The 13,369-nt window shown below is 58.2% G+C and carries 9 protein-coding genes; 7 read left to right on the top strand and 2 right to left on the bottom strand.

The annotated features are described in order from the left end of the window. Positions 1–606: 606 nt before the first annotated feature. The 3 genes from N2602_RS34500 (at position 607) to N2602_RS34510 (ending at position 4,411) form a co-directional block, all read left to right on the top strand. Positions 607–3,276 (top strand): PAS domain S-box protein, encoded by a 2,670-nt coding sequence (locus N2602_RS34500; RefSeq protein WP_260380889.1) that lies wholly within the window; start codon positions 607–609, stop codon positions 3,274–3,276. 56 nt (positions 3,277–3,332) lie between these two features. Then, entirely contained in the window at positions 3,333–3,950 is a 618-nt protein-coding gene (locus N2602_RS34505) for a response regulator transcription factor (protein WP_128266487.1), read from the top strand. A 98-nt stretch (positions 3,951–4,048) separates the two neighbouring features. Further along, entirely contained in the window at positions 4,049–4,411 is a 363-nt protein-coding gene (locus N2602_RS34510) for a response regulator transcription factor (RefSeq protein WP_409241946.1), read from the top strand. An 892-nt stretch (positions 4,412–5,303) separates the two neighbouring features. On the opposite strand, the gene glmS is transcribed toward N2602_RS34510, so the two are convergent. Further along, entirely contained in the window at positions 5,304–7,130 is a 1,827-nt protein-coding gene (glmS, locus tag N2602_RS34515) for a glutamine--fructose-6-phosphate transaminase (isomerizing) (protein WP_260380891.1), read from the bottom strand. Between the two features lie 772 nt (positions 7,131–7,902). On the opposite strand from glmS, the gene gmd reads away from it, so the two are divergent. The 4 genes from gmd (at position 7,903) to N2602_RS34535 (ending at position 11,685) form a co-directional block, all read left to right on the top strand. Further along, the gene (gene gmd / locus N2602_RS34520; protein WP_260380892.1) at positions 7,903–9,015 is read left to right on the top strand and encodes a GDP-mannose 4,6-dehydratase; all 1,113 of its coding nucleotides are present in this window, start codon (positions 7,903–7,905) and stop codon (positions 9,013–9,015) included. Then, a complete protein-coding gene (locus N2602_RS34525) occupies positions 8,991–9,998 on the top strand; it encodes a GDP-L-fucose synthase (RefSeq protein ID WP_311738749.1) in 1,008 nt (335 codons plus the stop codon). The genes gmd and N2602_RS34525 overlap by 25 nt, the downstream gene beginning before the upstream one ends. Before the next feature lie 421 nt (positions 9,999–10,419). Then, a complete protein-coding gene (locus N2602_RS34530) occupies positions 10,420–10,542 on the top strand; it encodes a hypothetical protein (protein ID WP_409241872.1) in 123 nt (40 codons plus the stop codon). Positions 10,543–10,615: 73 nt separating this feature from the next. Continuing rightward, positions 10,616–11,685 (top strand): IS3 family transposase gene (locus N2602_RS34535; protein ID WP_260380893.1). Its coding sequence is split into 2 segments (ribosomal slippage): positions 10,616–10,877 and positions 10,877–11,685, totalling 1,071 coding nucleotides; the frame shifts between segments, so codons are not numbered across the junction. Positions 11,686–11,769: 84 nt separating this feature from the next. On the opposite strand, the gene N2602_RS34540 is transcribed toward N2602_RS34535, so the two are convergent. Further along, complete coding sequence (locus N2602_RS34540; protein ID WP_260380894.1) at positions 11,770–13,266, bottom strand: S10 family peptidase; 1,497 nt, start codon at positions 13,264–13,266, stop codon at positions 11,770–11,772. Positions 13,267–13,369: the final 103 nt, after the last annotated feature.

Genomic DNA, 13,369 nt, shown 5'->3' on the forward strand with positions numbered 1-13,369 from the left:
CAGCCGACGTGAATGCCGCCGTTGCTCGGCGGCCTCTTGTTCGCGCGCACGACTGTATCGAGCCGGACGAGCCCGATCGGCACGATTGAATAGACAGAACGTAAGCGGCAAAGACGGCTCGGTCCGATATCTCTGGTGCGCTGAGCTGCGATCGAAATCAGCTTTCGCGGGACGTATTGCGCGGATGATCTTCGCTTCAAGGGCGCACGGGAGATCAAATAGCAGGACCGACGCCCATCTCATACTCCGCATCTGACGCGAGGGAGCTTCTCGTCCAGGCAACCGCAAAAGACGTATTGCAACGCGATCGTGCTTGACTGATAGCCGGCTGGACTCCATGCTCCCGGCAGCTTGGGAGCAATTCGGCAACCGTGCTTCCGATGCCGTAAGAGCGCGAGATTAGGACCGATCCAAACGTCCCGCTACCGTAAGGTATAAAAGAATTATACGAACGTTTGGGATGCACCGTCCTTCGGCCCGTGCTGTCTTGCGCGCCGAATATCGAGCTCGGAGCCGCTCATGAGCGTAGCTGGGCCGTAGGTAATTGCCGCTTTTTGCCCAGGATGTTAACCTCTCCGCCTTAAGAAGGCCGGACGAATTACACACATGAGTAACCAGCCCATTAACTTTCGACGTTCAGCCACGCAGTTTGTTTTAGGTACGATAACAATCGCAGCGCTGACGCTGACTTCGTTGTACCCGCATGCACATCTTGCCACGGCTGCGTTTGTCTATTTGGCGGTAGCATTGCTGTTTTCGCTCATGGGCAGTTTCATTGCCTCCGGCGCGCTTTCCATGGTTTGTGTCGCGGCATTAGCTTACTTCTTTGCGCCGCCAATTTTCAATCTCCGTATCGATGATCCCCAAGCTGTTTCAGTGGTTGTCGCTTTCCTCACGACCTCAATTGTCGGAACGCACCTGATTCAAACATTGCGCCAACAAAGGGACGCTGCGCTAGACACTGCAGCCAAGCTCCGGCAAAGCGCCGCTGATTTGCGCGATCGGGAGAAATGGGGGCGCGCAATTTTTGAGCATAATCCGGTCATGTACTTCATGGTCGATGAAGCCGGAACGGTTCTCAACGTCAATACTTTCGGTGCCACACAACTCGGTTATGCGCCCCACGAGCTGATCGACCGATCCGTTCTAAACATCTTTCTCAAAGACGACCGTGAGTTTTTTCGCAAATGCGTTGTGACGTGCCTTGAGAATATCGGCCAATCGCACACCTGGGAGGTCCAGAAAATCAGGAAGGACGGATCGGCAATGTGGGTGCGTGAAAACGCGAAAGGCTTGCGATGGGCTGATGACAAGCCCGTCATTCTCATTGCCTGCGAAGATATCAGCGAGCGAAAGCGGACCGAGCTCGCGCTGCAGCGAAGCGAGGCCCATTTGGCTCAGGCGCAGGAACTGAGCCACACCGGCAGCTTCGGCTGGGATGTCGCCACTGAGGAGCCCTTTTGGTCAAACGAGACTTTTCGTATTTTCGGGTACGATCCGCAGACTAAACCGTCACCGCAACTCGTCCTTGACCGGACCCATCCAGAAGATAGGGCTTGCGTTCAGGACGTTATCGATGGAGCAAGGCAACGCAAAGAGAATTTCGAGCACGAGTACCGGCTGCTCATGCCGGACGGCTCGGTGAAGTACATCCGCGCGCGGGCACGAGCGACGAAAACTGCGTCTGGCGGCACCGAGTTTGTCGGAGCATTGACGGATATCACGTCCGCCAAGCAAGCCGAACAGCAGCTGCGCCGTAGTGAGGCCTATCTGGCCGAAGCACAGCATCTCAGTCACACCGGCAGTTGGTCCTGGGATCTCTACGAGCGCGAGTTCGTGTATCGCTCTGCCGAAGTTGATCGTCTCTTTGGCTTTGATCCGAAAGAAGGTGCATCGATAGATGCTATCCTATCGCGCATCCATCCGGACGACGTGCCTCGGCTTCGGAAAGTCACGTATCAGGCGATGAAAGACAACGGAGGCAATTACGAATACGACTTCCGAATAGTTCTTCCCGGGGGCACCATAAGGCGCATACATACCGTCGCGCATGCTGTGGTCGGCAGCGACGGCAGGGTCAGCGAACTAATCGGAACACATATGGACGTCACCGCGCAACACGAAGCCAGGGAAAGGTTGGAAAACACTCTTGTTGCCCTGCGCGAAAGCGAGCAGCGCTTTCGCGACTACGCCGAAACGGCTTCTGACTGGCTATGGGAGACCGGGGCAGACCATAGCGTCACCCACTTGTCGGACCACACGAGCTACGGGGGCATTCTGGCCGGAGAGCTCATGGGCCAGCCTCGTTGGAAAATTGCGTCCGACGTAGAAGCAGAGCCCGAAAAGTGGCGCCAGCATCGCGCCGCACTTGACGCGCATCTCCCATTTCGCGATTTGGTCTACACCGTCGACCGGTTCGGAACCCCGATCTACATCCGAGCCAGTGGCAAGCCATTTTTCGATGCAAGCGGGAATTTTCTTGGCTACCGTGGCGTCAGCACTGATATCACTGCCTCCATTCGCGCAGAGCAGGCAGAACGGGAGCTGCGGAAGGCTCACGCCGAGCTTGCGCATGTTACGCGCGTCACAGCGCTTGGGGAACTAACGACCTCTATCGCCCACGAAGTAAATCAACCGCTTGCCGCCATCATCAGCAATGCCGACGCGTGCCTCGGTTGGTTAGGTCGCGAAGCTCCAGATCTTTCCGAAGCAGGCCGCTCGGTCGAGTGGATCATTGAAGACGCCATTCGGGCAAGTGAGGTTATCCGCCGGGTCCGAGCACTTGCGAAAAAGAGCGAAATCGAAATGGTACCGCTCGATATCAATGAGGTCGTTAAGGAGGCCATCGCACTGGTGACACGTGAACTGGCCAATCACCAAGTAACATTGCGGACTGAGCTAACGCCCGCTGTTCCCCCTATACTGGGCGATCGGGTTCAACTGCAACAAGTGATCATCAATCTGGTAATGAACGGGATCGAGGCCATGCAACCCGTCAAGGACCGAGTCCGTGAGCTGGTCATTGAGTCATGCATGGACGATATGGGACGTGTGCAGATTGCCGTAACTGATTGCGGGATCGGAATCGCAGACGACGACATAGACCGCGTCTTGGACCCCTTCTTCACTACCAAATCGAGCGGCCTTGGCATGGGTCTTTCAATCTGCCGTTCAATCTTGGAAGCTCACGGGGCGCGGCTTTCGATTGTTCGCAAGCAGGAGCCTGGCGCCACTTTTCAGTTTGCCCTACCATTGCATAAGGAGGTCGTCTCGTGACCGCACGCTTTGAGGCACCGCGCGAAGACAGTAAGATCGAGGCGGCGGCAGGACCAATGGTCTTCATCGTTGAGGACGATGTCTCGATGCGCCGCTCGCTCACAAACCTTTTCAAACAGGTGGGGCTGAACGCCGTCACGTTCGGATCGGCTCGTGAGATGCTGCAGAGCAAGCTTCCGGACGTTGTTAGCTGCCTGGTTCTTGACGTCCGGCTGCCAGGGGTGAGCGGCCTAGATTTCCAGAGCGAGCTCGCCAAGTTGAACATCAAAATTCCAGTTATTTTTATTACAGGCCATGGTGACATTCCGATGAGCGTCAGAGCCATGAAAGGTGGGGCGGTCGATTTCCTGACCAAGCCTTTTCGCGATCAAGAGCTGCTTGATGCTGTACTTGCTGCAGCCGAGCAAGATCGCAAGAGGCGCGCCGCCGAGCAGATAGTCACGCATCTGCGGTCCTTATTCGAAGCGCTAAGCCCACGAGAGCAGGAGGTGATGAAATTGGTCGCTACCGGCCTGATGAACAAACAAATAGCCGCCGAGCTCGGGCTGGCCGAGATTACCGTCAAGATCTATCGGGGACACGTGATGAAGAAGATGCGTGCACGTTCGCTCGCCGAGTTGATTACAATGGCTGCGACACTGGGATTTCGTGCGAACCGCACCGAGCAAACCTAAGTATGATTTTACAATCTCGCCCGTGAAGCCCAATTTCGTCTCGGTAGGCAATGCTTCGGCAAGCGCCTTCCCTGGTCAGGAGGGCTCGTCTTTTGCCTTTGATTTCCGTCGTTGACGACGACGCGTCGGTGCGTGCCGCAATTGAAAACCTGTTGAAGTCACGAGCTTACACCGTTCACCCATTTGCGTCTGCCGAGGAGTTTTTGCGCTCACCCGAGTTGACCCAGACATCCTGCGTGATTACGGATGTGCAGATGCCAGTCATGAACGGCCTGGAACTGTTGGCAGAGACGCGAGCCCGGGGCTACGATGCGCCGTTCATCTTCATTACTGCCTTTCCTGATGACCGCATTCGCACCCTAGCTTCGAGCGCCGGAGCGATTGGGTTCCTTGCTAAGCCTTTCGCCGGACGCACGCTGATCAAGTGCCTCAATACCGCCCTGACGGAACACCGGCGGTAGCGCTGGCCTGACAGAATCGCGTTCGAGCCGGGCCCCACGCGCCTCTTGGCGAATTCGCAATCAGCCCTACGCATCTGGGTGTATGGAGCTGGGCCGATAGCGCCGGCCAAAGTGGGACATTGCCAGGCCTTCGTAATGAAGACCGCGAGTTCCTAGAAAGATTGCTTTCCCGCTGTAGGGGCAGCACGAATGACGGCTCCAATTCCACACTCCACGTCGTCTTCAACGCTTAGAAAGCCGCTCGCGCCTCACCCACGACAGAGGCCCTTGTCGCTTCCGTCACAAGATTCATTCTTCAACCTCATGGCGACGCGGTATCGCCACCCGCTACTGGACTGATGCGCTCACTGCTCATCTCGGCGATCTGCACCGCAGCAGCCCTCGAGTTCCATTCAATCAATGAAATACCAATCCTGCATCAGTAGGATTTGGAGGGCGGTCCAGCGCTGCACTCAGCTCCAGGCGTTCCATTTTGTATGCACGTAGCGACCCACGTGGATAAGCTTTTGCTGACCTGACGAACGCCGGTCGCGGCCAACGTCGGGCACCCTACGCCACCATAGGTGAACTGTGCACCAATATGGCACGAAGACGAGCAGGTATAGTTCCAAACGATCTCAGCGCTCCGCCCCGTAGCGCGTGACTGTCGTCCGCCTTTCGGAGTTGCCGAACGTAACTTTGTGTAAAATCGCCGAAGAAACATGGAAAATAAGAACTTAGAAATGCAGAGACATATTTCCGATCCCGGACCTCCAATTCCAGACGGCATGGTCTTTGTTGGGGGATGCAGCGCGCGTCTTATTCTATTCTGACGACAGAAACGGCGCGCGCGTGCGTGGCCAGCCTCGAGCTTTTGCCAGGCGAAGCGCGAATCCGGATGGCAATGACGGTCCTACTCGACCGTCACCGACTTCGCGAGATTGCGCGGCTGATCAACGTCTGTGCCCATCACGACAGCGGTATGATAAGCCAGGAGCTGGATTGGAATAGCATACACGATCGCCGAGAAGGTTGAGACCATTTCTGGAAGCACAATTCTCCCAAAGGTATGCAATGTCGCTTCCGAAACTCCTTTCGCATCAGTGATCAGGATGATGTTGCCACCGCGAGCGGCGACTTCCTGCATGTTCGAAACGGTTTTCTCGAAATGCGCGTCGTAAGGCGCAATAACCACTACCGGCACGGTATCGTCGATCAGCGCAATTGGGCCGTGCTTGAGCTCTCCTGCGGCATAGCCCTGCGAGTGGATATAGGAGATTTCCTTTAGCTTAAGCGCGCCCTCCAACGCTAAGGGGACTGACGTGCCGCGACCGAGATAGAGCACATGACTTGACTTAGAGATTTCTCGCGCAGTTTTCTCAATCTCGGGCTCGGTCTCCAGAGCCGCAGCAATCAACCGCGGAACTTCAATCAGCTCGCGTGCGAGTCTCAACTCATCAATATCTGACAATTCACCACGCTCTTTGCCAGCTGCGACCGCAAGGGCAGCCATCACCATGAGTTGGCAGGTGAATGCTTTTGTCGAGGCGACGCCGATTTCCGGTCCCGCCAGCGTTGGCAACACGGTTTCGCTCTCTCGCGCAATCGTTGACGTCGGCACGTTGACTATCGATATCGTGTGCAGGCCCTTCGCCTTCGCGTAGCGCAGCGCGGCAAGAGTGTCAGCGGTCTCCCCCGACTGAGAGATGAAGATCCCGAGATCTCCCTTGCGCAAAGGTGCCGCCCGGTACCGGAATTCGGAGGCTACATCGATATCGACGGGAACACGTGCCAGACGCTCGAACCAGTACTTGGCGACGTGACCGGCATAACTTGCCGTACCACAAGCGGTGATCGAGATACGCTGAACGGCATTGAAGTCAAACGGCAACTTGAGCGGCAACATTATTCGCTCGGCAGTCATATCGACGTAATGCGCAAGCGTCTGAGCGATCACTTCCGGCTGCTCGTGAATTTCCTTGGCCATGAAATGCCGATAGTTCGCTTTGTCAACGATGACCGAGGATACGCTAGGCTTTGATGCTTTCCGGTGGACGATAGCACCAGTCGAGTCATAGATCACGCCGCTCGTGCGGGTAAGCACAACCCAATCGCCATCTTCAAGATAGGTGACAGCGTCGGTGAAGGGCGCGAGCGCGATAGCGTCCGATCCGAGATAGATTTCGCCGTCGCCGTGACCGATCGCAAGCGGCGACCCCTTGCGCGCGCCGATCATGAGGTCGTGGTAGCCTTTGAACAGGAACGCCAGCGCAAATGCGCCGCGCAGCCGCTGCAGCGACGCTTTTACCGCGTCCTGCGGAGGGTACCCATCGAGCAAATACCATTCTACAAGATGAGCGACCACCTCGCTATCTGTCTCGGAGGCAAACTTAGCGCCGTTCTGCTCCAGTTCGCCGCGCAGCTCGCGGAAATTCTCGATGATCCCATTATGAACAACCGCAACATTCTCCGTGACATGCGGATGGGCGTTGCTCTCGCTCGGCTTGCCATGGGTGGCCCATCGCGTGTGGCCAATGCCGCCATGACCCGAGAGAGGATCGGTGAGTAGGCGTGCCTCGAGATTTATCAGCTTTCCGGCGGCACGTCTTAGCTCAAGGCAGCCACCTTCGAGCGTTGCCACGCCTGCGGAATCGTATCCTCGATATTCGAGCCGCCTGAGCGAATCGACCAATTTCCCGACGATCGGACCACGTCCTAAGATACCAACGATTCCGCACATATGGATTAACGCACCCCAACGTCCAAGCAAGTAAGAGCCACGCGGGGGAAAACCTCTTGGCTAGATTCACTTACGAAGATATTCAATGCTCTCTGCGGGCTTCGCTGGGACGCAACTCCACACGCTGAGAGCTTGAGCTACGTCTCCCGGTCTTTCGACATGACATGGCCCTTTGTCTGTTAGCTTGGACAAGCATCATCGCACTTTGCCGGTGACTCGACTTCGGTAGTCGAATTCAAAAGCGCGTCTTCATTGGGTAGCTCGATAGAGATTCGCGGCCGGATCAGAGTTTTCGTGTTCGTTGGACCATCGCAACTGTCATTGTCATATGGCTTCGGCGATTGACCATGCTTGAAACTCGGCGGAGCATATCCGCTCTTACGATAAAACTTCATGATTCCTGCTCATCGAGTTCATTGCTGCGTCCGGGCAAAGCGGCACCCGCTGCTCGCTTGATAAGACGAGGCTAGGACCTTGAGATCGTCGGTTCAATCGTACGGAGGTAAGACTTGAGACGCGAAAGGGTTTGAAGAACTATACGATGGTTTGTAACCAAATCGCATGTCTGGGTATCAGCAAGATTAAGATGAACCGATGAGCTTGCTCTGGCCGAAATCCGCCGCTGCGACTTTCCATTGGCGGTGCATATCAATGTATATGATGCGTTTGATCTGCACTGCCGTACAATCATAGAGCAAGGATGGTTCAGTTCATCTGCGTGTAAACACGGAGCTTTCTTTGCGCGTAATATCCCTCCGGAAAGCCGATTTAGATGCGTACAACTGGTGAGACAGTGACAGCTGAAGATTCAAAACGACGGGTTGCGCTGATCACCGGCGTCACCGGCCAGGATGGTGCGTACCTCGCGGAATATCTGCTCGGCCTCGGCTACACGGTGCACGGAATCAAGCGACGATCGTCTTCTCTCAATACCGCACGCGTCGATCACCTGTACCAGGACCGGCATGCTGGCGACGTGCCCTTCCTGATGCACTACGGCGACATGACCGATTCCACTAACCTGATCCGGCTGATGCAACAAATCCGGCCGACCGAAATTTACAATCTAGCGGCCCAAAGTCATGTCGCGGTTAGCTTCGAGAGCCCTGAATACACCGCCAATGCCGACGGTCTCGGCGTCCTTCGCCTGCTCGAAGCGATCCGCATCTTGGGCATGGAAAAGGAGACGAGGTTCTATCAGGCCTCCACCTCGGAGCTCTACGGTCTCGTCCAGGAAGTGCCGCAGAAAGAGACGACGCCATTCTATCCGCGTTCGCCCTATGCCGTAGCCAAGCTCTATGCCTACTGGATCACCGTCAACTATCGTGAGGCTTACGGCATCTTCGCTTGCAACGGAATTCTGTTCAACCATGAGAGTCCGATCCGCGGCGAGACCTTCGTCACACGCAAGATCACGCGCGCCGTCGCCCGCATCGAGGTCGGCCTCGAGGAACGCCTGTATCTCGGCAACCTAGACGCCAAGCGCGACTGGGGCCACGCGCGTGACTATGTCGAGGGCATGCACCGCATTCTGCAGGCAGACGTGGCAGAGGATTATGTCCTGGCGACCGGCGAAACGCGGTCGGTGCGCGAGTTCGTCGAGCGGGCATTTGCCGAGGTCGGCCGGAGCATTGAATGGTGTGGCCAAGGCGTCGAGGAGACCGGCATCGACCGGGCATCGGGCAAGACTGTGGTGAAAATCGATCCGGCCTATTTTCGGCCGACCGAGGTCGATCTGCTGATTGGCGATGCTGGCAAAGCTCGCCAGAAACTCGGCTGGGAGCCTAAGACCAGCTTTGCGCAGCTGGTGAGGGAGATGGTCGCAAGCGATCTCGCCGAAGCACGTCAGGAGTGCCGCCGATGGCCAGTACGCCGTTTGAGCTGAAGCGCAAGTCGGTCTTCGTCGCCGGCCACCGCGGTATGGTTGGCTCGGCGTTGGTGCGCCGGCTCGCGAGCGAGGAGGCGAACCTACTGACGGCGGCGCGAAGTGAGCTCGATCTGCGCGACCAAGCAGCGGTGAACGCCTGGTTCACCGCGAATCGGCCCCAGGTGGTGTTCCTCGCCGCTGCCAAGGTCGGCGGCATCCTCGCCAACGACATACTTCGAGCCGAATTTCTGTACGACAACCTTGCAATATCGATCAATGTGATACAGGCAGCGCATGCGAACGGGTGCGAGAAGCTGATGTTTTGTGGCTCCTCCTGCATCTATCCGCGGCTGGCGGCGCAGCCGCTGCGAGAGGATTCGCTGCTGACCGGCCCGCTAGAGCCCACCAACGAACCCTATGCAATTGCGAAAATAGCCGGTGTGAAGATGGTGGAAGCTTATCGCAGCCAGTACGGCGCCGACTTCATCAGCGTGATGCCCACTAACCTTTACGGTCCCGGCGACAATTATCATCCCGAATACAGCCATGTCGTCCCAGCGCTGATCCGCCGTTTCCATGAGGCCAAATTGTCCGGCGCCACGAACGTTGTAGTATGGGGCACCGGCATGCCTCGGCGCGAATTCCTCTATGTCGACGATCTTGCAGATGCCTGCATCCACCTAATGAAGACCTATTCGTCGCCGGAGCTGGTTAATATCGGCAGCGGCCAGGACATCACCATCGCCGATTTGGCGCTCGCGGTCGCGGCTGCCGTCGGCTTTCGGGGCGAGATCAGCTTCGACACGTCGCGTCCCGACGGCACGCCGCGCAAGCTGCTGGACGTCAGCCGCCTGGCCAGAACCGGGTGGCAAGCCAGCATCTCGCTGGAGGAGGGCATCAGGTTGGCGTATCAGTCTTATCTCGACGACATCAACAACCGGCAGCAGGGTATGCTTGTTTGCCCGCGAGGGGAGCGCCACGGAGGAAGCTCTCGTGCATGATCATTCAGCCGTTGAATCTCCCTCCCTATTGACACGAGTTCTGTTGGCATTTGGATCTGGAAGCTGCCGGATTCGAATGTCTGAAAGCCTGAACGAGGTCGATTGAGCGCATGAAGGTTCGACCCTCTGTGGCGAGCCTGTCGATGCCGATCCCGACTGAACCTCCTTTCGGATTCGGCCGGGTGCGCTCTTCCTGGTGGGCCGAGGGCGGTCGACTATTTTCGGTCAAGGCGACGTCACTTCGTCTCGCTGCTCTATACCCTGCCCTACGCGTGTGCGGGCTCGTCCATTCTTCAACCTTACGACGCTCTCACCGTCCTTCTGCCTCGAGTCGAGCATAGCTGCATCGCCATCACCGGCTTTCACCAGAAGCTTGCGCTCCTTGCGGCTCTACCGGATTTCACCCTGGAGATCGACGGCGTTGGCGCCGCGGCTCACCTTCCGCGGCACCGATGTCGTGGAAGTCCTCGAAAGGCTTTGCAATGAAGTGGGATTTGCGGCGACGATTCGCGTCGATCAAGGCAGCGAGTTTGTGTTGATCTGAGGCCGGCAAACTGGACCAGTTTTGGCTAGAGTTGCGCTGCGTAAATCCCCTCGGCTGGGAGGAGCGGACAACGATGAAGGCCTCGAAGTTTTCAGACGCCCAGAAGGCGTTCATTCTCAAGCAGGGTGCCGACGGCGTGCCGGTCGCGGAGATCTGCCGCAGGGCCGGAATCAGCCAGGCGACCTATTTCAACTGGAAGACCAAGTATGACGGTCTGCTGCCGACCGAGATGCGGCGGTTGAAGCAGCTCGAGGACGAGAACGCCAAGCTGAAGAAGCTGGTGGCCGACCTGTCGCTCGACAAGGAGATGCTGCAGGACGTGATCCGCCGAAAGCTATGAAGCCTGGCCGGAAGCGCAAGCTGGTCGACGAGGTTCGCGGTGAGTGGCAAGTCTCGATCCGCAAGGGTTGCGAAGCCCTCGAGTTCGACCGGTCGACCTACCATTACAAATCGCGTCGCTCCGGCCAGGCTGCCCTCGTTCGCTACGGCTATCGCCGTGTCCACGTTCTGCTCCGCCGCGAGGGCTGGCACCACGGCCAGAACAAGACGCGGCGCGTCTATCGCGAATTGGGCCTACAACTGCGCAACAAATCACCCAAGCGCCGGGTCAAGGCCAAGCTGCGCGATGATCGCAGGCCGGCGACGCGGTCGAACGAGACGTGGGCGATGGATTTTGTCCACGATCAGTTGGCGACAGGGCATAAGCTGCGCGTGCTCACGATGGTCGATACCTTCTCCCGCTTCTCACCGGCGCTGCAGCCCCGGTTCACCTTCCGCGGCACCGACGTCGTGGCGGTCCTGGAAAGGGTTTGCAATGAAGTGGGATTTCCGGCGACGATCCGCGTCGATCAGGGCAGCGAGTTCGTGTCGCGCGATCTTGACCTCTGGGCCTACCAGCGCGGCGTCACGCTCGACTTCTCGCGGCCTGGCAAGCCGACCGACAACGCCTTCATCGAAGCCTTCAACGGGCGCTTCCGGGCCGAATGCCTCAACACGCACTGGTTCCTCAGCCTTGCGGACGCCCAGGAAAAGGTGGAGACTTGGCGCAGATACTACAATGAAGAACGCCCGCATGGGGCAATCGGCAACAGACCGCCGATTTTGCTGCATAACCACGATGGCGCCACCAGCCCGCCACCGTGAAAGAAGCGCAAAACTCTAGTTCTGGGTGGTCCAAAGTTCGGTCTCGCAACAGACATACGATGCACGCGAGCGCATGCTTGTTGATTAATTGGAGGCTGGTTTCATCATCGCTTCGATCTCCGCGCGAAAAAGCTGGCGCGATGCATCACGCGAGTAGAACATGTGGCCGCCCGGATAGACCACAAGCTTGACGCGCGGCGGCTCAGCGAAAGCGGGCAACTGATCGAGCACGATCTGCGAGCGGAAATAGGGCGTTACGAGGTCGAACAGGCCGTGCGCTACCAGCACCCTCATTTTCGGATCCATCGCAAGGATCTGGCGCAGCTCAAACAGCGATTGCGGGGGGCTTGGGCCATAATCCCAAGCTTGCCTGACCGCACCGTTGCTCAACTCATAGGAGCCGTCCGGCCGCCAGTTCAGCTTGCGCGTAAGGAGATCGACGGCGGCACTGGTCAGCGGCGCCTTTAGCGTGCTGCCCGAGGGATCGGCGTGTGCGGGGTCGCTAGACTCGGGGTGGGGATCGAAGCCACGCACCGAGGCGTCGTAGCGGCCGGTCACCTTGCCGTTGTTGCGGTCGAGCTCACGACTGAATTGGCCGGCATCAAAGCGGCCGGCAAGCCGGAGGCTCACTGCTTGGTCGATGCCAGTTAGCGTGGCGACCTTGTCGGCGAGGCGCGCGGCCGCCTCCTTGTCGGCCGTGCCTTTGACGAGGTCGGTCAAGAACTCGCCCCGCGCATAAGCTTCGACGTCGGCGAGATCGGCCCGCTTCACCGGTCCCTTGGCTTCGCGTACGGTCGCGACATAGCTCGGCAGCGTTGCGACGTGTTGGAGAAGGCTCGTTCCGGACTCACGGTAGTCAAACACAGGTGACACCATGATCAGACCTTTAACGCCGACACCTTGCTGCTCCTGCAACTGGCGCACCACCTTCGGCCCGCGAATGCCGCCATAGCTTTCGCCCGCGACATATTTCGGCGACAATAACCGGTCGTGCTTCTCGAGCCAGCGGCGGATCATCAGAGCGAGCGCGCTAACATCGCCGTCCACGGAAAAGAACAGCTGCCGGACATTCTCGCCGGTCGCGACGAAGCGGCTATAGCCTGTCCCGACCGGATCGATGAAGACGAGGTCAGTGAAATCGAGCCAGGTCTCCGCATTGGGATTCACCTCAGGAGAGCTCGATGGTGTGACTTCGTCGGCATTGATGGACAGCCGCCAAGGACCGGCATTGCCGAGCTGTAGCCAAGCCGACGATGCACCAGGCCCTCCGTTGAAGAAGAAGGTGACGGGGCGTGTAGCGCGGTCGCACCCGTCGAGCTGATAGGAGGTGTACGCAATGTCGGCCTGCGGCTCGCCCTGGTCGTCGAACAGGCGGATGGAACCTGCGGTGGCCGTGAATGCGAGCGCCCGCCCGGGCAGCTCGAGGGTTTGCATGGTGGTCGAGTCCGGCGGAAGGCGATGCTGCTCGGCCGCTGAGGGCGTGTCAGGTGTTTGGCCGGCGCGCGCGCCGGGACCGTCCTTCTGGTCTGCCAGCGTCGTGGCCTTGGAGCGCGGCGGCGGATTGTCGGCCCTGCTCCCCATCACGCCACCGGCAAACAGGACCAGCGCGCGAGAGGTGCGGCGCAGCGCGGTTCATCGAAGTGCATCGAGTCTCTCCCGTTCCCGCTGCTCTTTCGTCTCGGCC

This window comes from Bradyrhizobium sp. NC92 (assembly GCF_025200865.1).
Lineage (GTDB): Bacteria > Pseudomonadota > Alphaproteobacteria > Rhizobiales > Xanthobacteraceae > Bradyrhizobium.

Coding starts and splice junctions, on each gene's coding strand:
- gmd (WP_260380892.1), top strand. CDS start 7,903: ATGCGTACAACTGGTGAGACAGTGACAGCTGAAGATTCAAAACGACGG.
- N2602_RS34505 (WP_128266487.1), top strand. CDS start 3,333: ATGGTCTTCATCGTTGAGGACGATGTCTCGATGCGCCGCTCGCTCACA.
- N2602_RS34500 (WP_260380889.1), top strand. CDS start 607: ATGAGTAACCAGCCCATTAACTTTCGACGTTCAGCCACGCAGTTTGTT.
- N2602_RS34525 (WP_311738749.1), top strand. CDS start 8,991: ATGGCCAGTACGCCGTTTGAGCTGAAGCGCAAGTCGGTCTTCGTCGCC.
- glmS (WP_260380891.1), bottom strand. CDS start 7,130: ATGTGCGGAATCGTTGGTATCTTAGGACGTGGTCCGATCGTCGGGAAA.
- N2602_RS34540 (WP_260380894.1), bottom strand. CDS start 13,266: ATGGGGAGCAGGGCCGACAATCCGCCGCCGCGCTCCAAGGCCACGACG.